Below are 19,154 nucleotides of genomic sequence, written 5' to 3'. Positions count from 1 at the left end.
TTGCAAAATACCACGGACAAAGGTGAATGTCGATAGAAGGAGGCGCGCAACGCTCCGGCTCCCGCCGGAAGCGGGAACGCCGCCCCTCGCGCGCCTGCCCGTTCTGAAACATTTTCCGCTTGAAACGCTTGGTGTGTCAAACCATACGGCCTGTCATCCCGCGGAAAAACGCGGTATCCCGGCTCACGTTTGACCGGACGGCGCTCTACCGCCGCCGCGCGCCATGCTCTTTTCAATGGCAAACTGTCCTATCCCGACGAAGCCACCTTGCGGACCAGCAACTCGTCATCGGGCCAGATATGCCGATCCGGCGTCAACAATTCTCCACCGCGCGCGACGAGCGCGCATTCTTCCCCGATGCCCAGAGCTTCCAGCAATTGCCGGGCCAGCTTGGGCCGGGGCAGGGAAAGCCAGTCCTCTTCCGGCTGCACGCGCACGAGGACGCGCGCCCCGCTGTGCTGCGGCTGGATGATGGTCGGATGTTCGCGGCTCATGCGCCGACCTCCTGAGGCTGTTCCGTGATCGTGGCGTCCGTCTCCTCCAGCAGCAGGTCCTCCAGCAGATGGCTGGCGCTGACCATGAGGTCGATACAGGAGTTGGCAAAAAAGCTGCCGCCTGTTTCCGCAGGCGCGCTTTGCCGGGCATGGGCGGTAAGTTCGCGGCAGATGATAGAGCCATGCCGCGCCTCGAACGCCTGCAGGAACGCATTCTGCTTGCGGGTCAGCACCTTGCGGGCCGCCTTGTCCGCCACGGACGACGGCGCGAAGCGCAGCCCGAGCACGAGCATGGCGCCCACGACGCAGCCGCAGACCTGCCCGCGCCCCATGCCGCTGCCGAAAGGCATACCCAGCCGGATGAGACGCTCCATATCCTCGCCCAGGTCCTCCGCAAAGGAACAACTGATCTGCTGCGAACACCGGTAGCCGGCCGCCTTGTTGGCTCTGGCCTTGGCTTGCCTGTCCTCGCCGCGCAGAGGGGTAAAAACGGGTTCCATCATGATCCTCCATGAACGGAAGGGGATTTTTTGATTACGACACTGCCGCCTGTCCGGCGGCATATGCTGCCCGGCAGCATACCTCAAAAAACGGCAGGGGAGAAGCCCCCCGTGCGTCCACGGGGAAAAAATCGTCCGCCGCCGGACGCCGCTCAGAATGCCAGCAGATAATAGACCCAGGTGACCAGCGCCATGCTCAGGGCACGCAGGCCCTGATTGGCGAGGATGAGCCGCAACGCCAGCGACGGCCGGTAAAAACCGGCATAGGACGGGAGCTGATGCCGGATGGCCCGCATGGGCGTGGACAGGATATTGCCGACCATGAGCGCCAGCACCACGTCCTTTGCCGCCAGACCGCCCGTGTGCAGCAGACCGCCCGCCGCGCCCAGCGCCGCGCCCAGTTCCGCCGCCAGATGCAGCACGATGACGCCCACGGCCTGCGGCTTGAGGAAGGACAACCAGTCCATATGGCGGGCAAGCCATTCCTCGGCCAGCGTGAAGTAGCCGTACCGCTGCAGGAAGTACATGAGCAGATAGACGGGGACGGTGAAATACACCAGCTTGGGCAGACGACGCAGGAAACGTTTCCAGGCCTTGTCCAGCGCCGCACGCCAGCCGGGCGTCGGACTTTCCGTCCCGGCCTCGTCGGCGGTCCCGGTCTGCGGCGACAGGAGCAGCCGTCCGGCCAGGATGGTGCCGCCCGTGCGCAGGATGGCCGCCACCAGCGTCAACAGCACATAGATGACGGCGGGACTGCCCAGCACCGGCCAGGTGAGGAAAAAGATCGTGGGCGTATGCGTCAGAAAGGCGGGCAGACTGTTGAAGATATTGGCCAGCACGAGCTCACGCCGGGAAAGGCGTCCGGACTCGTGGGCGTCGGACAGGAGGCCGTTGGCCGACGCCGGGGAAACAAAGGCCAGCGCGAAGGCCGCGCCCGCCACAGGGCGCAGATGGGCCGTCCGGGCCAGCGGCTGCGCCAGTCGGGCCAGATGGCGGGTCCAGCGCAACGCCTCGAGCGTATTGGCCACCAGCAGCCCCAGCGCCAGCCCCAGCAGAAGGCGACACAGCGGCAGTCCGAGGGCATTCCAGACGGACAGGAGGGATTCCAGCGACATAGGGTACATCAGCCCGTTTCAGGGCGCTTTGATGGTTCATGGAACGGCACGAACAGGCCGCGTATGACACGTCAGGCGACGATACGACCAGGGACGGAACTTTCAGAGGACAAGGGCCGGAAAAGACCAGACAAGACCGCAGCGCCTACCGCAACAGGCTTGCACTCCTTAAAGGAGGCAATAAGAATTTCACTATGGATTTCAAACAAATAAACCTATTCTCTCATGCTCCGCACACTTGCGGCCCCCTTTCCCCAGCGCGCTTCTATCGGGGAAAGAGACTGGGCACGGGACGACAGCGCCCTTGAAGGCAAAAGAAAAAGGGGGCTTCTCCCTCAAAAAAACGGGATATGCCCTAAACGTCCTCCGGGCGAAAGCCGTCGTCAGGCGGCAGGTCCCGCCGGGCGGCGCATTGCCGGGCCAGCTCGTCGCAGCGTTCGTTCTCGGGATGGCCCGCGTGCCCGCGCAGCCAGTGCAGACGCACTTCGTGCCGCTGGAGCAGGGACGGCAGCTGCTGCCAGAGGTCCACATTCTTCACCGGCTTCTTGTCGGACTTGACCCAGCCGCGCTTCTTCCAGCCCCAGAGCCAGCCCTTTTCCACGGCGTGGCAAACATATTGGGAGTCCGTATAAAGCTCCACGGCGCAGGGTTCCTTCAAGGCTCCGAGGGCAAAGAGCACGGCCCGCAATTCCATGCGGTTATTGGTGGTGCGGGCATAGCCGCCGGACATCTCCCGGCGGTGTTCGGTACCGTCCAGTTCCAGGATGGCGGCCCAGCCGCCGGGGCCGGGATTGCCCAGACAGGAACCGTCCGTATAGATGGTGACGTTTTTCATGCGCAGACTATGGCTATCCAAGGAGAGAAAAAGACCGGCGCTCAGATGTCCGTCTCGGCATCCGGCCAGATGAACTTGTGTATCTGCAGGTTGTACTGCACTTCGTAGAGGCGGTCCTCCAGCAGACGGGCCACCAGCGCCTGCGGCGTCAGGCCGCCGGGCAGCGTGGGCAGGAAGGACGAAAAAGCCAGCCGGGGACCGGTATGCGCCAGTGCGCGCGCCCGCAGCACCTTGTCGCGGGCGCAGACATAGTCCGTCTCATCGACAATGATGAACTTGATGTAGTCGCGCGGGCCGAGGGAGGCGTACATCGCGTCAAAGGGCAGCATGGCCGCCTCGCAGCCGCTGGACGGGCATTTGTAGTCATAGACGAGGCTCGCCACATGCTCGCGTCCGGCGAAGTCCGGCGGCAGCGTGCCGTTGGTCTCCACGGAAACGGCCACCTTGCGGGCGGCCAGCCCTTCCAGCAGGGCGGCCAGCGCCGGTCCCCGCTGCAAGAGAGGCTCGCCGCCGGTCAGCGTCACCTTGGGGCAGCCGGAATCCGCCACGCGCCGCAGCAGCTCGCCCACCGTCATCTCCTCGCCGGAGCCGAAGGAATACGTCGTATCGCAGCCGCCCCCGGCCTGCCAGCAACGCAGGTTGCAGCCCGCGAGCCGGATGAAGAAGGCGGGCGTCCCCTGTCCGCAGCCGTTGACCTCGCCGTCGATGCTCAGGAACAGGGAGATGACCCGCAGGCGCAGGCTGTCCTCGGCCCGGAATTCCCGGCAGCTCATGCCAGCCTCCATTCGGCATAGGACGTGCCGGATTCCCACCAGCGCAGACGACGCACATCCAGACCGGGATAGAGCGTCAGCAGACGGTGGCGCACCCAGAGCACCATATTCTCGGCTGTGGCCGCAAAGACCTCTTCCCCGGTCTCGCTGCGCACGCGCGGCAGATGCGCCGCCGCCCATTCCGCGCAGGCGGGCGCGTTGATCACATCGTCGAGGCAGCGGTGATCCACCTCGTCCAGGATGGGGGCCAGCAGGGCCTTGAGATCATGGAAATCCACCACGATGCCCGGATAGGGACTGCTGCCCGCAAGTCCGGCCACCTCCACTTCCAGTCTGCCGGTATGCCCGTGGGGATGCACGCACTTGCCCGCATAGGACGGCAGGCGGTGGGCGTAGGCGAATTCAAATATCTTGGTCACGGTCAGGATGCCGTCGTGCTGCATGAGAACTCTCCCGGCAAAAAAAAGCCGCCCCGTCAGCGGACGGCCGGATAAAGCTGCCCGCATCGGGCGCTTCCGTCAAGTCCCGCCTGCGGGACGGCAGCCGCGGGAAAAGGGAAAGGCGTCCCCGCGCGGGGACGCCTTTCCCGGATATCCTACCCGCCGCCAGCGGCGGACTGTGGCTTAGTAACGGTAGTTTTCAGACTTGTAGGGGCCTTCCACCTTCACGCCGATGTAGTCGGCCTGTTCCTGCGTCAGGCGGGTCAGCTTGACGCCGAGGCGGCCGAGGTGCAGGCGGGCCACTTCTTCGTCCAGTTCCTTGGGCAGGGTGTAGACCTTCTTTTCCAGCGTCTCGGTGGCCAGCTTGATCTGGGCCAGCGTCTGGTTGGTGAAGCTGTTGGACATGACGAAGCTGGCATGGCCCGTGGCGCAGCCGAGGTTCACCAGACGGCCTTCGGCCAGCACGATGATGCTGCGGCCGGACTTGAGCGTCCACTTGTCCACCTGCGGCTTGATGTTCAGCTTGCTGATGCCGGGGGTGTCTTCCAGATAGGTCATCTCGATCTCATTGTCGAAGTGACCGATGTTGCAGACGATGGCCTCGTCCTTCATGCCTTCCATGTGCTTGCCGGTGATGACGTGGTAATTGCCGGTGCACGTGATGTAGATGTCCCCGATGGGCAGAGCGTCTTCCACGGTGGTCACTTCATAGCCTTCCATGGCGGCCTGCAGGGCGCAGATGGGGTCGATCTCCGTCACCAGCACGCGCGCGCCGAGGCCGCGCATGGACTGGGCGCAGCCCTTGCCCACGTCGCCGTACCCGCAGACCACGACCACCTTGCCGGCCACCATCACGTCGGTGGCGCGCTTGATGCCGTCAGCCAGCGATTCGCGGCAGCCGTAGAGGTTGTCGAACTTGGACTTGGTCACGGAGTCGTTGACGTTGATGGCCGGGAAGAGCAGCTTGCCTTCGGCTTCCAGCTGATAGAGACGGTGCACGCCGGTGGTGGTCTCCTCGGAGACGCCCTTGATGCGAGCGGCCACCTTGTGCCAGTGCTGCGGGTCTTCCTTGAGGCGCAGGGCAAGGCGATCCAGCACGCACTGGAATTCCTTGCTGTCGGCCTTCTGCTCAAGGATGGAGGGATCGTTTTCGGCTTCCACGCCCTTGTGGATGAGCAGGGTGGCGTCGCCGCCGTCGTCCACGATGAGGTCCGGACCGCTGCCGTCAGGCCAGGTCAGCGCCATTTCGGTGCACCACCAGTATTCTTCGAGGCTCTCGCCCTTCCAGGCGAAGACCTTGGCCATGCCCTGCTCCACGATGGCGGCGGCGGCATGGTCCTGCGTGGAGAAGATGTTGCAGGAAGCCCAGCGGATGTCGGCGCCCAGAGCGTGCAGGGTCTTGATGAGCATGGCCGTCTGGATGGTCATGTGCAGGGAGCCGGTGACGCGCAGGCCCTTGAGGGGTTTGCTGTCGCCGTACTTGCGGATGCACTCCATGAGGCCGGGGGTCTCGCGCTCGGAAAGCTGCATCTCCTTCTTGCCGAAGTCGGCAAGGCTCATGTCGGCCACCTTGTAGGCAAGGGAAAGATCGAGGGGTTGGGTCATGATTCCTCCAGGAAAAGGATGATGTGGTTATATCGGTCGAGCGGCGCGGGCCTCGGCCGTCAGCAGCACGAGCTGCAGATGCCGTCCCACGGTGCTCTGTTCGTTGCCGGTCAGGACAAAGCCCGCGCTCTGCAGATGCTCCGTCAGGGTCTCCAGCGCAAAACCCAGCCAGCGGTCGCCGTAGCGGCTGCGCATGGTCTCGTCGTTATGGCGCAGGAAGTCCGCCACAAGGAGCCGTCCGCCGGGGGCAAGGATACGGTGGGCCTCGGCAAGCGCGCCCGCCGGTTCGGAAAGATGGTGCAGCACGAGATTGATGCAGGCGAAGTCCGCCTCATGATCGCGCAGCGGCAGATGATCCAGTTCGCCTATGCGCAGGGAGTAGCGCGACTCCGGCACGCCTTCCCCTTCCAGACGGCGGCGGCATATCTCCAGCATACGCGCCGAACCATCCACGCCGATGACGTTTCCCGCCCTCGGCAACAGCCGGGCCAGCACGGCCCCGGTCCCGCAACCAAGGTCCACGGCGGTGCGGCATTGTTGCGGCACTGCGGCCGCCACACGGCCGGGAAGGTCGAAATCCCCAAGCACTTCGTGGTTGAGCTCGTCCCAGTCTTCCGCAATGGCATTGAAGAATTGCCGGGTCTTGCGGGCCCGCTCTTCCAGGATATGGGCGGCCATGCCCATGTCGGCCCGCATGGCGGCATCCGCCGGCATGAAGGGCGTGATGGCCTGCAGGAAATCATGGGCCTGACCTACGGGCGTGGCCGCATAGAACACCCAGAGCCCGTCCCGGCGGGAACTGAGCAGGCCCGCCTCGGTCAGGATCTTGAGATGGCGCGAGACACGGGACTGGCCCATATCCAGGATGCGTACAAGCTCGTTGACCGAGAGCTCGTAATGCAGCAAGATATGGATCAGCCGCAGGCGCGTTTCGTCGGAAAGAGCTTTGAAAAAGGCAAGGGACATGTGTTTTTTGCCGGGGTTGACGTGCTTTGGCCTATCTGTATCAGGATTGCCTGATGCAAATATCAATCTATCCGCATATAGTCAAGTAAGCAGTTCAGCATGAAGAGCAGCCCGCGCCGACGGCGCGACGACACGCCCTCCGCACCGCCCCGCCGAAAAGACGGATCAAGCGCCACTGCCCGCCCGGACGCCGCTCCGCGACAGGGCGCGCTCCCGCCCGCATCGCCACGCGAGCGATCGGACCAGTCCGGTCGTCTGTTTTCCCGCCGCTGGCGCGACCGCACTGCGGAAACGCCCTTTGACCGGCCGCCGCCCGTGGCCCGCGGCGTGGGCGACCTCTTGCCCGACGTGCTGGCCGGGATGGGAGGCGACCCCGTGCGCCTGCGGCTGGTGCAGCTCTGGCGGCACTGGGAGATGGTGCTCGGCCCCGAACTGGCCCCGCTGGCCCGGCCGCTGGGACATCACAAGGACACGCTGCTCATCGGCGCGGAGGACGCCATGCTCATGCAGGAGCTGCACCTCCAGTCCGGTGAGATCCTGGAGCGCGTCAATGCCTTCATGGAAGGCCCGTTCTTCGCGGCCGTGAAGGTGAGCCTCTGTTTCCAGCGCACGGAGCTGGACAACATCGCTCCGCCGCCCCCGCCGCCCCCGCCCGCTGTGGAGCGGCCGCAGCTCACCGGCAGCGCACTGGAAGCCATGCGGGCCGATTCGGTCGTGGCGCGCTGCTATGCCCGCTTTGTGGCGCTTTCCCGCGCTTCGCGTCCCGCGATCTGAAGCCCCCTCCTCCGAGGCCCGCATGAAAGCCATTGCCTTCTATCTGCCCCAGTACCACGTCATCCCCGAAAATGAAGCCATCTACGGCAAAGGCTTCACGGAATGGGACAACGTGCGCGCGGCCCGTCCGCTCTTTGTCGGACATGAGCAGCCGCAGCTCCCGCATCCTTCTGTCGGCTTCTACGATCTGCTGGATGAGGACTTTCTGGTGCGCCAACATGCGCTGGCCTATCAGTTCGGCGTCACCGGCTTCTGCTATTACTATTACAATATCGCGGGCAGGCGGCTGCTGGAAAAGCCGCTGGAGATCATCCTCCGCAACGGGGACATCCGCAACGAGTTCTGCCTCTGCTGGGCGCATGTCAGCTGGTACAACAATCGTGAAGGCAGGCAGGCCGTCTTTTTGCCGCAGGTCTACGACGCCGCGCACGCCGCCCTGCTGGCGGAGGATCTGCTGCCCTATTTCGAGCATCCCCGTCATCTGACGGTGGAAGGCAAGCCGCTCTTCCTCTTCTGGGCCCCGGAGCGCCTGCCGCATATCCGCATCTATGCCGATGCCCTGCGCGAGGCCGCGCACAAGCGGGGATTCCCCGGTGTGTTCCTGCTGGGGGTGGAAGCCTACGCGGCCTCTCATCCCGAACAGTGGGGGCTGGACGGGATGCTGGAATTCGCGCCGGACTGGCGGCCCGAGAATCAGATCTCCGGCCCGGACGAACAGCCGCGCCGCATGGACTATGCCCGAACCTTGCAGTTCATGCGGAGCAAGCCGGTCCCGCCCTATCTGCGGCTGCGCTCCACTTTCCCCGGCTGGGACAACACGCCGCGCCGCGGCCGCAACGGGCTGGCCTGCGTGGGGGCCTCGCCGGAGCTCTTCCGGGACTCGCTGGCCTTCCTTGCCGCCTATACCCAGCGCATCCTGCCGCCCGCCCTGCAATATCTCTTCATCAACGCCTGGAACGAATGGGGCGAGGGCTGCCATATCGAGCCTGATGCCCGCCACGGATTCGCCTATCTGCGGGCGGTCATGTCCGTTATGGCCCAGAGCCCGTCAGCGCAAGCATAGCGCGTTTGGGGGGAAGGGAAACCCCTCCGCCAGCGCGGGAGCGGGTTTCCCTTCCCCCCAAGCCCCCCATCCCTTCCCCAGCGCGCTTTTACCGGGGAAGAGTCAGAGACACGAGGTACTCTCGTCCCAAAAGCAAGCGGCGTGCATACAGCCTGTTTTGCTTATTTATTGAAATTGTTTGCAAAATTTGTGTTAGCAGGCCCTAGAGTCAGGACTCATCATCAGGCAATATACCTTGATGGAGATGTTTTTATAACTTACTGCAAAATAAATACTTATTTTATAACATAAGGTGTTTCGTTTCCAATTACTCTTACCCGAATAGCGGTTTTTGGGGAAGATGGGGGAGTTTGAGGGGGAAGCCCCCCTTTTTGCCGCGAGCAACGACCCAAAGGGGGGGGCCGCAGGGCCGTGCCTGTTAGGCGACAAAGGAGCCTACAGGCATCGACAGCAAAGCAAAGGGGTTTCTTCCCCCTCAAAAAAAAGCGTAATGAGTCCTGACCCTAACGGGCACGGCCTACGGCCGCCTTTCGGGCGCGCTCTGCTGTCGATGCCCGTAAGGCTTGCCTTGCGGGACGGGGTTGCCGTGACATAAGGTCGCACGACGCTGCGCGTAGCCGGCAAACGCGAGGAGGCCGACTCACAAGTGCCCGCCACGGCGCAACTCCTCCAGCGTATCGGCGGAAGGTTCGGGCGCGTAGCTGTCTTGCGCCCTGATCAGGGCGTCGAACGTCTCCGTTTCCAACGCATCAAGGCAACAAAGCACCGCGTTACCGCCCTCGCAGCGCAGCGCCCCCACGGTCTTTTCCATCAGTGTATACGGTCCGTCCACGACATGGAGGCCCAGATCGCCCCGAAAGGCCGCCCGCGCCCGCTCGGTCGCCCCACGGGCCGCGTCCGCCTTGTCGCTCGTCGCATGTGTCCTGAGGCAGGAAGCCAGAGCGAAATTTTTGAGCTGGGTCCGCGCGGCACGACGGGCCGGGGGCACGCTCGCGTCTCGCGGACAGACGCCGCCCTCCCCGGCCGCGCTTTCCGCCGGACGGACGGCCTCCCGAGAAGCGGCGGGCGTCTGCGGTTCGTCCAGCAAGGACGCCATGTCCAGATGTTCGACGGCGTCAAGGCAGCCGATGATGGAACAGTTTTCGCCATTCTTGCAGGGCATGTGGTCACGGACCCGCTCCGCAAAAAAGGCCCGGAGGCTTGCCACCTGTGCGTCAAACAGGGCCGCATCCCTGCCGTACAGGCTTTCGGCAGCATCCGCGGCCAGCGTGGAAAGCCGCCCCGCATGGGCATAGGAAGAAAGACAGTAGGCAAGCCCCCACTTCTTGAGGAGACGCAACTCCTCCCGCGCCACAGGAGGGGGCTGTCCCGCTCCATCCGCCGCCTGTACCTGACCGCACCAGCAGCACAACGCCAGTACGACGCAAAGCAGATGCCGTCTCATGCCCTGCCCCCTTTTCCGCAGCTCTGCCGTGGGCAAGAAGCTAGTCCGGCCTGCCGTCGCTTTCGCGGCATCGTTTTGCGGCGGCAAGCGCGGCGCGGAACGTCTCAGACTGGGCGGCGGCTTTTTGTCGCCATTCCTCTTCGATCCGCCGCGTGGCCTCTTCATCGCCCTGCGGGGGCTGGGGCGGCTCGGCTTCGGCAGCAAGTTCCTGACGGCAGCCTTCCAGGTCCTCGTCATCGTCCTCGTCATCGTCCTCTTCGGGGTCGGGAACGCGGAAAAGCGGAGGGATGATCACGTTGTCGGGAGCGTAACGGTCCATCCAGCTTTCAAAAAAGTTTTCCAGCATCTCATCTGCGTCAACATCACCATTTCTTTTGAAGGTATGCGGATCATAATCAGAAACGTCCGATGTGAGATATTCCAACTCCTCCAGCGGCGGATAGAGAGGACGGAGCAGATCGTGGACCTTGCCGTACTGGGGGAGGAAGTCGCCCTGTTCGCGATCGCCCAGCTCCGGTTCGGGGCCGGCCTGGATGATGTAGCCGCCGTCATAGCAGCTGAGGGGGTAGCCCTCGCCCAGGGCTCGCAGGCTCGCCTCTCCGCCGATGCGCTCCGCCAGTTCATCGCAGAGGATGGTCTGCCAGTTGGTGCTGGCGATGGCTTCTTCAAATGTATCCGTATCCTCAGGGAAAAAAGGGAGGGCCGGATAATCCAGTCCGGGATAGCGCAGCAGCTCCCGTGCGGGCGATCCGTGCATGGTAAGAGAATTCATCTCATTGCAGTGTGTACTGATCCCCCAGCCGGCGACGCCGCTGTGGGGGCGGAGGGCATCGCACCACTTATGCACCAGGGCCGAGAACTCCTCAAAACTCCTGTCCAGCAGGAAAAAGGAAGGCGCAAAGACCGCGCTGAAAACGCTTGTCATGCATTCCATAGGGAGACTAAAGACGTATTTCTGATTGAGCTGCATATAGATATACAGCGAGAACGTGGGCGGCAGGCTGTCGAACTCCGCGCCGGAGGCATGGGAAAACACGCGGTACAGGGCGGTCGGTCGCCCCTTTTCCTGCGCATTGCGGAAGGTGGAAACCCTCGGGGGCGTGACTTTACCGTTCTTTGCCAGATGAAAACGGGCGAGCGAGCCGCTGATGGCACTTTTTGCCTCCTGGCCGATGAGGGCAATGTATTCCTTGGCGCACTTGCAGACGGCCTCCTGCACTTCCGGCAGGTGCGCGCGTTCCTGAAATAGAGGGTGCAGGTCAGGGCGCCCCGCCCTGAAGCAAGTTCATGGCCTGGAACTGCCAGAAGGAAGTTGTCCAGCGCCTCGCGCAGCTGTTCCTTGTCATATTCCCTATTCATAACGGTTGCTCCTTCAAGACGGGGAAGCAGACCTGCTCCGGCAGATGACGGCGCAAAGGCATTGCGCGTCCGCTTTTCGGCGGTCGCCTGCACTCCCGCCGGGCAGCGCATTTTCACAACAAAAAAACTCTATATCTTGATATAGACGCGGCGGACAGGCTCCCCCAGTTCGGCGGCGAACTCGGCCACAAAGTCTTCCGACAGGTCCCCGACAGTATTCCAGAAGGCAAAGCTAATCTGGCTGAAGCCCCAGGGCATGTCCATTTTGTAGTCTCGGATCTCGGAAGCGGCCCCGCATTCGGGGCAGGGAACGGGCGGATAGCCTTCCGCCGAGTACCACGTCTCCACCATCTCCATAAAATGCTCGACGACGTCGGCGCCGCATTTGGGACAGATCACTTCACCTGGTTCGCCGCCGTCGCAGGGAAAGAGGCCCTTGCCTTCCACGATCACCTCGACCGCAACGCCCCCGAAAACCCCCTGCTCTTCCAGCCAGGCTTCCACGGAAAACGGGCGGGATACGGCATCCGGCCCGCCCGTGCCGTACACCTTGGCCATACCTTTGGGCGTCAACTGAGGACGGTCCGCAGGCCCAGTGAGTTCGCCCTGCGCCCGCATCCATTGGGCGTACCCGTCCACTTTCTCTTTGTGGTATGCCGGTGGATGCATATGGCGAGAGCCACTGGCGGTCACGCTCCAGCCGCCTCCTTTACTGAGTATCTTGGGATGATCGCTTTCTTTCCCCAGCTTGAGCCAGCCGTTTTTCTGCATCCAGCCGATCATGCGCCGTTCCATGTCCCCCCGCTCGGGCGCGTCGATGCGGTAACGCTCCGGCACCAGATAGTTGGCGTAATCTCCCATACGTCTCCCCCTCACTTCCGGCTGATCGCCACAAATGCCGTTAGAGCGCGACCTCGACGACACGCACCGGCTCGCCCAGCACGGCGGAGAACTCGGCCACAAAATCCTCCGTCAGATCCTCATGAAGATTCCAGAATCCAAAACCGATCTGGCTGAATCCCCATGTCGGCTCAAGCATGAATGTCCGAATGTCGGACGCTTTGCCGCAGACAGGACAGGTGACCGGCGGCCAGTCTTCAGCCATGTACCATGCTTCCACCAGATCATAAAAGTCCTCGACGATCTCGGCTCCGCAAACCGGACAACGCGCGGATTCCAGCCCGCCTTCGTAGTTGGTGAAGACGCCTTTTGTCTCATGCGTCTCCACACAGAAACCGTACGTTACCAAATCCTCATGGTCCGCATCGGCCATATGGCGCGCACCTTCCGGCGTGAATCGCCAACCGTTGCCGTCCCCGCTCAGCACGCACTCGCTCTTTTCCCGCTCGATCCAGCCCTTGTCCTGCAGCCAGCCGACCATACGCCGCGCCAGCTCTTCCCGCTCCGGCGCGTCGATGCGGCAGCGCTCCGGCACCAGATAGGTCGCGTAATCTCCCATAGACGTTTCTCCTTTCTCCCAGAGTGTTTCGCGTGGAACGCTCCCGCAAGGCCGGGACCAGAGCGTCTTGCCACTGAAAAAACAGGACACGAGGCGGCGGCACAGCGTCACACTGCTCAACCAACTGAAAAAACTCCATTTTTCGAGAACCAACCGTCCGCATGATTTGAGACGCCACGCGCTTCAAACGAAAGCTGCCCCGGCCCTACCGCAAGACCGCAATGGATCTTGCTGCCCGAAACATGCTCCGACAAAAGACGCGGGGGGCCCGCACCCACAAGATCCGTCAAAGAGGAAGCCGAGCGGGATGGCCGACACACGGAGCAGGCCCATTTCCTGCCCGTGGATCAGGCCGACGCCTCTTGCGGCAGCCCCGTCACATAGGTCAGCGCATCCCTGCAGTGCGCCGCCACGCGCTCGCTCCCCAAGGCGGCGTCACGCGCCCTGAGCGCCTCACAGATGGCCGCATGTTCCGCCAGCGTCCCGGACTTGAGGGGCGTCTTGCGCGTATACATGCGGTCAAAAAAGCGTGTGTAGAGGTTGCAGCGCAGATATATCCTTGCCCAGGCGTCATAAAGATAGGAGTTGTGTGCCGCCATGACCAGCGCATGATGGAAATTTTCATCGCAAAAGGTGAATCCCATGAAATCATCGCTGTCTATGGCCTGTTCCGTGGCCGCAAGGACTTCTTCCAGCCGGGAAAAGTCGGCGGGGAGCGCCTCGCTGGCGGCACGACGTGCCGCGTCGCTCTCCAGAAGGATACGCACGCTGAACGCATCGCGGGCATCCTCGCTGTTCAGATTGGGGATGAAGCAGCCTTTCTTGGGCAGCTTCTGCAAGACGCCGTCGGCCACCAGACGATTCAGCGCTATGGTGATGGGCGTCCGACTGACGCCGAAACGCTCGGCCAAATCCCGCTCCAGCAGGAAATCGCCGGGCTGGTACTTCGTCTTGATGTCATGGATGATGAGCCGGTAGGCTTTCTGCTCGGCATTTTCCCTGCAAGTCATGGTATGCGCCGCCTCCCTTTCACTTTGCGGCAGCTTACCTGCCCGCGTGGACCGTGTAAAGTTCCCCCTTCTGACGCGGAAAGATCGTTTCCGTCTTGACAAGGCCTGCGCCGTGGGATAGACCCATTTTATGGATTAATGAATGCATCAATAAATTTATAAAGAAATTCATTCAGGGTTTTCCAAACCGTCTCAGGGAGGTCGACACATGTCCGCCAAGAAACTGCTCATCCTCGGCATGGGCCTGCAAGGCAAGGGGGCGCTCCATGACGTGCTGGAGCACAAGACATTCACCACGATAACCGTAGCGGACTTCGGACCGCGCTTCGAGGCGGATCGCGCCGCCTACGAGGCGCAGGGGGTACGCACCACCGCCGTCGACGCCAATGATACGGACAGCCTGCGGGACCTCATCGCCGCGCACGATATCGTCATCGAACTGCTGCCCGTGGATTTCGCCATGAAGGTCGGCCGACTGGCGGCCGCGGCCGGTACGCATCTGGTGAGCAGCATGTATTACATCGGACAGTCCATGACCGATCCGACCATCTTCGCGCAGCTCAAGCGGGAGATGGAGGACATCGACCAGCTGGCGCGCCGCAACGGGGCCACCCTGCTCATCGCCTGCGGCATGGACCCCGGTCTGGACCTCGTGCTTGGCGCGGATGCCCTCGCCCATCTGGACGAGATCGACCATTTCTATTCCTATGGTGCGGGCTTCCCCGAAGCATCGGCCTGCGACAACCCCATTTCCTACAAGTTCTCGTGGTCGCCGCACAGCACGCTGGTCTCCTACAACCGGGAAACGCGGAAGATCGTCGACGGCAGCGTCGTCACCGTACCGGCGGACAAGCTGTTCTCCCCGGAAAACGTCCACATCCTCCACGACGAGACGCTGGATTGCGACCTGGAATGCTACAACGCCGGAAATTCCCAGAATTTCGCGGAGATGTTCGGCATATTCGGCAAGGTACGCAACATGAATCGCTTTTCGGCGCGCAAGCCCGGCCACTGCGCTTTCTGGGACATCATGGTGCGCTGCGGCTTCCTTGAGGAAAAGGAAGTCATGGTCAAGGGGACGCCCGTCTCTCCGCTGGAGTTCTGCACCGCCCTGCTCACCTCGCAGCCGCAGTTCTGTTACCGGAAGGACGAGAGGGACATCGGCTACATCCGCGTCGAAGCGCGCGGGCGCAAGGCCGGACGCCCCGTGAGCATCACCCATACCATCATTGATTATGCGGACCCGGCGGCCGGGCTGACCTCCATGCAGCGGCTCGTCGGCTTCACGGTGGCCATCGCCGCCGGGCTCATCGCCAGAGAGGAACTGAACGAACGCGGCCTGATCCTGCCCATGCGCATCCCCCTTGCGCTTATCCGTCCGGAGCTCGCGCGCCGCAACATCCATATTGCCACACGTCTGGAGGATTGATGCGTCCGCCCCCTGCGGGAAGCGGGACGGACCTCCTCCCCGGCCGAATCACCAACGAATCTTCAACGCTCAAGAGGTCGATATGAATACTCCCGGCAGAGAACCCTCGTTGATGCTCTCCCTTGTCCCCCTGCTCGCCATGTTCGTGATTCTCATGGTCGGGCGACTGTACCTCGACTATCGCATCGAGCCGCTCATCCTGAGCTCCGCCGTCATCGCCGGATTCGCGGCATGGTACCTGCGCTGTCCGTGGCAGCCGCTGGAAGAAGCCATACTCGCCAAGATCGATGTGGCCATGGGCGGTATGCTCATCATCTTCAGCGTGGGCTGCATGGTGGGGGCATGGATGTTCTGCGGCACGGTCCCCTTCATGGTGTACTGGGGGATGCAGCTCGTCGATCCCCATTACATGCTGCTGAGCGCCTTCCTCATCTGTACCCTCGTTTCCGTCTGCACCGGCACCTCGTGGGGCTCGGCCGCGACCATCGGCGTCGCCATGATCGGCATCGCCCAGGGGCTGGGCATCCCTCTGGCTCCCGTGGCCGGGGCGGCCCTCAGCGGCTGTTATGTGGGCGACAAGCTTTCGCCGCTTTCGGATACGACCAACCTTGCCCCCGCGGTGGCCGGAGCGACCACCTACGAACATATAGGGCACATGCTCCATACGACCATCCCCGGCACCATCCTCTGCTGCATCATCTTCTTCTTTGCCTCCTCCACGGTCACGGGCGATCTGCACACCCCCGCGCAGGTGCAGGACTTCATGAACCAGCTCACCGAGATCTATGACCTGAACATCCTGCTCGTCATCCCGCCGCTGCTGCTCATCGCCGGTTCCGTGCTGCGCTGGCCCATCCTGCCGACCATCGTCCTGACCACCTTTTTCTCGCTGGCGCTGGGCTGCTTCATCCAGGGCTTCGATCTGCGCTGGGGCATCCTTGCCACCACGACGGGCTTCAAGATCAGCATGACCGATTATCTTGCCACGCCTTCCGCGGCGGTACAGGGCCTCCTCAACCGCGGCGGCATGATGGGCGTGCTCGAGAACATGGGTATGCTCTGCGTGGCCATGGCCTTCGGCGGCATCATGCACGGCAGCGGGATGCTCACCGTCGTGCTGCAGCGGATGCTCAAGCGCGTGCGCACCGACGGCGGCCTGATCGTCACGACGCTCCTCTCCTGTGTGGTGCTCTGCTTCTCGACCGGCTCCGCTTACATGGGCATCCTCATCCCCGGCGCGCTGTTCAAGGAATCCTACCTCAAGCGCTGTCTGCATCCCAAGAACCTCTCCCGCGCCCTCGAGGACTCGGCCACCATGCTTGACGGCGCCATCCCCTGGGCGTCCGGGGCCGTCTACATGAGCGGCGTGCTCGGCGTCAGCGCCTTCGACTATGTGCCGTGGATGGTGTTCAACCTTTCCAGCGTCTTCATAGGCCTCTTCTGCGCCATCGTGGGCATAGGCATCGTCAAGATCACGCCTGAGGACGCCCGCCGCCGCCTCGAAGAAGCCAAGCTGGACACCAGCCTGCCCGGTGAAGCGGCGGCCGGTGTGCGGGTCGCGGCCTGATCATAGCAATCTCCTCCAACAGGGTGCGCCGTCCTCTGCGGCGGCGCGCCCACCCCGCAGGAGCGACATCATGAACGAACGTGCCGCATGGGGGAGCCGCATCGGCTTCATCATGACAACCGCGGGCTTTGCCGTCGGGCTGGGAGCCATCTGGCGTTTCCCCTATATGATGAGCAAGAACGGGGGCGGGGCCTTCCTGCTGGTCTACCTGCTGACGACCCTCGGCATAGGTGTGCCGTTGTTCATCGCGGAGATCATGCTTGGCCGCCATACGCGGCACGGCATCCTGCTCGGCCTGCGCTCGCTGACGCCGAAGCGCAGCCCCTTCCGGCTGGCGTCCTATCTGGGCGTGGCCTCAGGTATCGGCATCCTGTCCTATTATGTGGTCATCCTGGGCCTTATCCTCGTCTATTTCTGCAAGAGCCTCGGCGGGGCCTTTGCCTACGGGGCGGACATCTCCCGCTTCGGGCCGCTGTTCGTGGAGCTCTCCTCCGACATGCCCACCCTGCTCTGCGCATCGGCCGCCGCCATCCTGCTCATGGGCCTGGTCATCCGTCTGGGGCTCAAGCGCGGTCTTGAACGCTGCTGCACCTTCCTCATGCCGCTCCTGCTGCTCTTCCTGCTCGTGCTGGCGGCGCGTTCCCTCAGTCTGCCCGGCGCTTCACAGGGCGTCGCCTGGCTGCTGTGGCCCGATTTCTCACGCATCGATGTGCAGGTGGCGCTCGACGCGCTGGGACATACCTTCTTCGCGGTCGGCATAGGCGTCTCCACGGCCTTCGTCTTCGGCAGCTATCTGGACGAACGCAGCGACATCGTGGGCGATGCCCTGATCATCATCGCCATCAATACGGCCGTGGCCCTCCTGGCCGGACTGGTCATCTTCCCGGCCATGCATTCCTTCGGCCTGACGCAGGCCGAAGGCACCGGACTCGTCTTCGAGACCATGCCCGCCATCTTTGCCAATGTGACAGGTGGACGCTTCTTCAGCATCTGCTTCTTCTTCCTGCTCATCATCTCGGGCTTCGCCTCCGGTCTGGGCCTGCTGGAAGGCGTGGTGGGCACCGTACAGGAAGCCTGGGGCGGGAGCCGCTCCACCACGCTGATCTGCGTCCTTCTGCTCGTGGCCCTGCTCTGCCTCCCCGCCCTGCTCTCCTACGGCCGGTATGCGCCGCTGGCGGGCATACGCATAGGGGACAAGAGCCTGTTCGTTTTCATGGAATATCTGGTGACATCACTCATGATGCCCACCGGCGCTTTGCTGCTGAGCGTTTTTGTGGCCTGGCGATTCGGCTTTGACGCCTTTTGTCGGGAGGCCAACAAGGGCGCCGGACGCTGGCGTGTTACCCGGCAATGGCAAATCCCTGTCCAGATCGCGGTACCCTGCGCGGTAGGCGGCATCCTGCTGCTGGGGATCTGGGCATCCCTCTAGCTCTGTGGAAAAGGAGTACGATCATGGCGACATTTGGCAGTATCGGTTGCGGCAACATGGGGGGAGCCATCCTTGGCGGCGTGGCCCAGCTCAAGGACTGGAAGATCATCGGTTACGACCCCAGCCCGCAGGCCCTGACGGCCCTGAACCAACGCTGCGGTCTCGAACCCTGCGCCGACGAGGTGGACGTGGCCCGCAAGGCGGACATCATCCTCATCGCCGTGAAGCCGCAGCACGTCCAGGGGGTCATCGAGAAGATCGCGCCCCATCTGCAGGGCAAGCTGCTCGTCTCCCTGGCGGCCGGGGTGGCGCTGGAACGCATCAAGACCTACAGCGCGGGCGCCTGCCCCGCCGTGGTCATCATGCCCAATACGCCCGCCATGGTGGGCGAAGGCTGCTGCGCGCTCTGCCTTGACGATCCGGCCCTCAGCGAAGCGCAAAGGGAACTCGTCGTCTCCCTTTTCAGCGCCATCAGCACCACGGTCGTGCTGCATGAGGAACAGATCCCCGAATTCTCCGCGCTCATCGGCAGCGGCCCGGCCTTTGTCTTCCACCTGCTGGAATCTTTCGTGGAAGTCGGCCTGCGTCTGGGATTTTCCTATGCGGACGCCAAGCAGCTCGTGGAAAAGCTGTTCCTCGGCAGCGTCCGGCTGGCGCAGGGCTCGCCCGACATCCCCCACGCCAAGCTGCGCATGAACGTCTGCTCCCCCGGCGGCTCGTCCATCGTCGGCGTGAACGAACTGGACAGGCGCGCCGTACGCGGGGCCATCATCGACGCCGTCCTGGCCACACACCGCCGGGCGCTGGAGATGTCCTCCTAGATGTTGTGTTCCGATAGGTTGTTCACCCTTTCCTCATTCGGTAAGTTGGAAGTTAGCAGACAAACCAACAA

General features: G+C 63.1%; 19 protein-coding genes. 6 read left to right on the top strand and 13 right to left on the bottom strand.

What is annotated here, in order from left to right:
- Positions 1-248: 248 nt before the first annotated feature.
- The 8 genes from Q0K00_RS00600 to Q0K00_RS00565 all read right to left on the bottom strand — a co-directional run bounded on the left by Q0K00_RS00600 (position 249) and on the right by Q0K00_RS00565 (position 6,728).
- Positions 249-494 (bottom strand): hypothetical protein, encoded by a 246-nt coding sequence (locus Q0K00_RS00600; RefSeq protein WP_297226624.1) that lies wholly within the window; start codon positions 492-494, stop codon positions 249-251.
- Positions 491-997 (bottom strand): C-GCAxxG-C-C family protein, encoded by a 507-nt coding sequence (locus Q0K00_RS00595; protein ID WP_297226623.1) that lies wholly within the window; start codon positions 995-997, stop codon positions 491-493. The genes Q0K00_RS00600 and Q0K00_RS00595 overlap by 4 nt, the downstream gene beginning before the upstream one ends.
- Positions 998-1,146: 149 nt before the next feature.
- Entirely contained in the window at positions 1,147-2,109 is a 963-nt protein-coding gene (locus Q0K00_RS00590; RefSeq protein ID WP_297226622.1) for a hypothetical protein, read from the bottom strand.
- Positions 2,110-2,464: 355 nt separating this feature from the next.
- Positions 2,465-2,950, bottom strand: coding sequence for a ribonuclease HI (gene rnhA / locus Q0K00_RS00585; RefSeq protein ID WP_297226692.1), 486 nt, complete (start codon positions 2,948-2,950; stop codon positions 2,465-2,467).
- A 35-nt stretch (positions 2,951-2,985) separates the two neighbouring features.
- Positions 2,986-3,717: a 7-carboxy-7-deazaguanine synthase QueE gene (locus Q0K00_RS00580; protein WP_297226621.1), complete on the bottom strand. Its 732-nt coding sequence runs from the start codon at positions 3,715-3,717 to the stop codon at positions 2,986-2,988.
- Entirely contained in the window at positions 3,714-4,160 is a 447-nt protein-coding gene (locus Q0K00_RS00575) for a 6-carboxytetrahydropterin synthase (RefSeq protein ID WP_297226620.1), read from the bottom strand. Before Q0K00_RS00575 ends, Q0K00_RS00580 begins: the two co-directional genes overlap by 4 nt.
- A gap of 180 nt (positions 4,161-4,340) precedes the next feature.
- The gene (ahcY, locus tag Q0K00_RS00570; protein WP_297226619.1) at positions 4,341-5,762 is read right to left on the bottom strand and encodes an adenosylhomocysteinase; all 1,422 of its coding nucleotides are present in this window, start codon (positions 5,760-5,762) and stop codon (positions 4,341-4,343) included.
- Positions 5,763-5,789: 27 nt separating this feature from the next.
- Positions 5,790-6,728: a metalloregulator ArsR/SmtB family transcription factor gene (locus Q0K00_RS00565; protein WP_297226618.1), complete on the bottom strand. Its 939-nt coding sequence runs from the start codon at positions 6,726-6,728 to the stop codon at positions 5,790-5,792.
- A gap of 99 nt (positions 6,729-6,827) precedes the next feature.
- Here Q0K00_RS00565 and Q0K00_RS00560 point away from each other — a divergent pair, with 99 nt between their 5' ends.
- The gene (locus Q0K00_RS00560; RefSeq protein ID WP_297226617.1) at positions 6,828-7,502 is read left to right on the top strand and encodes a DUF721 domain-containing protein; all 675 of its coding nucleotides are present in this window, start codon (positions 6,828-6,830) and stop codon (positions 7,500-7,502) included.
- Positions 7,503-7,524: 22 nt separating this feature from the next.
- Positions 7,525-8,565: a glycoside hydrolase family 99-like domain-containing protein gene (locus Q0K00_RS00555; RefSeq protein ID WP_297226616.1), complete on the top strand. Its 1,041-nt coding sequence runs from the start codon at positions 7,525-7,527 to the stop codon at positions 8,563-8,565.
- Positions 8,566-9,205: 640 nt separating this feature from the next.
- Here Q0K00_RS00555 and Q0K00_RS00550 read toward each other — a convergent pair.
- The 5 genes from Q0K00_RS00550 to Q0K00_RS00530 all read right to left on the bottom strand — a co-directional run bounded on the left by Q0K00_RS00550 (position 9,206) and on the right by Q0K00_RS00530 (position 13,837).
- Positions 9,206-10,009, bottom strand: a complete 804-nt coding sequence (locus Q0K00_RS00550; protein WP_297226615.1) for a hypothetical protein — start codon at positions 10,007-10,009, stop codon at positions 9,206-9,208.
- Positions 10,010-10,049: 40 nt separating this feature from the next.
- Positions 10,050-11,228, bottom strand: a complete 1,179-nt coding sequence (locus tag Q0K00_RS00545; RefSeq protein WP_297226614.1) for a type VI immunity family protein — start codon at positions 11,226-11,228, stop codon at positions 10,050-10,052.
- Between the two features lie 269 nt (positions 11,229-11,497).
- Positions 11,498-12,229, bottom strand: a complete 732-nt coding sequence (locus Q0K00_RS00540) for a hypothetical protein (protein ID WP_297226613.1) — start codon at positions 12,227-12,229, stop codon at positions 11,498-11,500.
- Positions 12,230-12,269: 40 nt separating this feature from the next.
- Positions 12,270-12,827 carry a hypothetical protein gene (locus Q0K00_RS00535; protein ID WP_297226612.1) on the bottom strand — a complete coding sequence of 186 codons (558 nt, stop codon included), beginning with the start codon at positions 12,825-12,827 and terminating at the stop codon, positions 12,270-12,272.
- A gap of 347 nt (positions 12,828-13,174) precedes the next feature.
- The gene (locus Q0K00_RS00530; protein WP_297226611.1) at positions 13,175-13,837 is read right to left on the bottom strand and encodes a GntR family transcriptional regulator; all 663 of its coding nucleotides are present in this window, start codon (positions 13,835-13,837) and stop codon (positions 13,175-13,177) included.
- Between the two features lie 208 nt (positions 13,838-14,045).
- On the opposite strand from Q0K00_RS00530, the gene Q0K00_RS00525 reads away from it, so the two are divergent.
- The 4 genes from Q0K00_RS00525 to proC all read left to right on the top strand — a co-directional run bounded on the left by Q0K00_RS00525 (position 14,046) and on the right by proC (position 19,083).
- Positions 14,046-15,266, top strand: a complete 1,221-nt coding sequence (locus Q0K00_RS00525) for a saccharopine dehydrogenase C-terminal domain-containing protein (RefSeq protein ID WP_297226610.1) — start codon at positions 14,046-14,048, stop codon at positions 15,264-15,266.
- A gap of 82 nt (positions 15,267-15,348) precedes the next feature.
- Complete coding sequence (gene nhaC, locus Q0K00_RS00520) at positions 15,349-16,833, top strand: Na+/H+ antiporter NhaC (protein WP_297226609.1); 1,485 nt, start codon at positions 15,349-15,351, stop codon at positions 16,831-16,833.
- A 70-nt stretch (positions 16,834-16,903) separates the two neighbouring features.
- Positions 16,904-18,262, top strand: coding sequence for a sodium-dependent transporter (locus Q0K00_RS00515; protein ID WP_297226608.1), 1,359 nt, complete (start codon positions 16,904-16,906; stop codon positions 18,260-18,262).
- Between the two features lie 23 nt (positions 18,263-18,285).
- A complete protein-coding gene (gene proC, locus Q0K00_RS00510) occupies positions 18,286-19,083 on the top strand; it encodes a pyrroline-5-carboxylate reductase (RefSeq protein ID WP_297226607.1) in 798 nt (265 codons plus the stop codon).
- The last annotated feature ends 71 nt before the right edge of the window (positions 19,084-19,154 follow it).

This window comes from uncultured Desulfovibrio sp., assembly GCF_944327235.1.
Taxonomy (GTDB): Bacteria; Desulfobacterota; Desulfovibrionia; order Desulfovibrionales; family Desulfovibrionaceae; genus Desulfovibrio.
This window is presented reverse-complemented; position numbering and strand designations above follow the sequence as displayed.

Excerpts from the sequence above, each read along its gene's own strand:
- Q0K00_RS00600 (WP_297226624.1), bottom strand. The coding sequence starts at position 494 with ATGAGCCGCGAACATCCGACCATCATCCAGCCGCAGCACAGCGGGGCG.
- Q0K00_RS00595 (WP_297226623.1), bottom strand. The coding sequence starts at position 997 with ATGATGGAACCCGTTTTTACCCCTCTGCGCGGCGAGGACAGGCAAGCC.
- Q0K00_RS00590 (WP_297226622.1), bottom strand. The coding sequence starts at position 2,109 with ATGTCGCTGGAATCCCTCCTGTCCGTCTGGAATGCCCTCGGACTGCCG.
- Q0K00_RS00580 (WP_297226621.1), bottom strand. The coding sequence starts at position 3,717 with ATGAGCTGCCGGGAATTCCGGGCCGAGGACAGCCTGCGCCTGCGGGTC.
- Q0K00_RS00575 (WP_297226620.1), bottom strand. The coding sequence starts at position 4,160 with ATGCAGCACGACGGCATCCTGACCGTGACCAAGATATTTGAATTCGCC.
- ahcY (WP_297226619.1), bottom strand. The coding sequence starts at position 5,762 with ATGACCCAACCCCTCGATCTTTCCCTTGCCTACAAGGTGGCCGACATG.
- Q0K00_RS00565 (WP_297226618.1), bottom strand. The coding sequence starts at position 6,728 with ATGTCCCTTGCCTTTTTCAAAGCTCTTTCCGACGAAACGCGCCTGCGG.
- Q0K00_RS00560 (WP_297226617.1), top strand. The coding sequence starts at position 6,828 with ATGAAGAGCAGCCCGCGCCGACGGCGCGACGACACGCCCTCCGCACCG.
- Q0K00_RS00555 (WP_297226616.1), top strand. The coding sequence starts at position 7,525 with ATGAAAGCCATTGCCTTCTATCTGCCCCAGTACCACGTCATCCCCGAA.
- Q0K00_RS00550 (WP_297226615.1), bottom strand. The coding sequence starts at position 10,009 with ATGAGACGGCATCTGCTTTGCGTCGTACTGGCGTTGTGCTGCTGGTGC.
- Q0K00_RS00540 (WP_297226613.1), bottom strand. The coding sequence starts at position 12,229 with ATGGGAGATTACGCCAACTATCTGGTGCCGGAGCGTTACCGCATCGAC.
- Q0K00_RS00535 (WP_297226612.1), bottom strand. The coding sequence starts at position 12,827 with ATGGGAGATTACGCGACCTATCTGGTGCCGGAGCGCTGCCGCATCGAC.
- Q0K00_RS00530 (WP_297226611.1), bottom strand. The coding sequence starts at position 13,837 with ATGACTTGCAGGGAAAATGCCGAGCAGAAAGCCTACCGGCTCATCATC.
- Q0K00_RS00525 (WP_297226610.1), top strand. The coding sequence starts at position 14,046 with ATGTCCGCCAAGAAACTGCTCATCCTCGGCATGGGCCTGCAAGGCAAG.
- nhaC (WP_297226609.1), top strand. The coding sequence starts at position 15,349 with ATGAATACTCCCGGCAGAGAACCCTCGTTGATGCTCTCCCTTGTCCCC.
- Q0K00_RS00515 (WP_297226608.1), top strand. The coding sequence starts at position 16,904 with ATGAACGAACGTGCCGCATGGGGGAGCCGCATCGGCTTCATCATGACA.
- proC (WP_297226607.1), top strand. The coding sequence starts at position 18,286 with ATGGCGACATTTGGCAGTATCGGTTGCGGCAACATGGGGGGAGCCATC.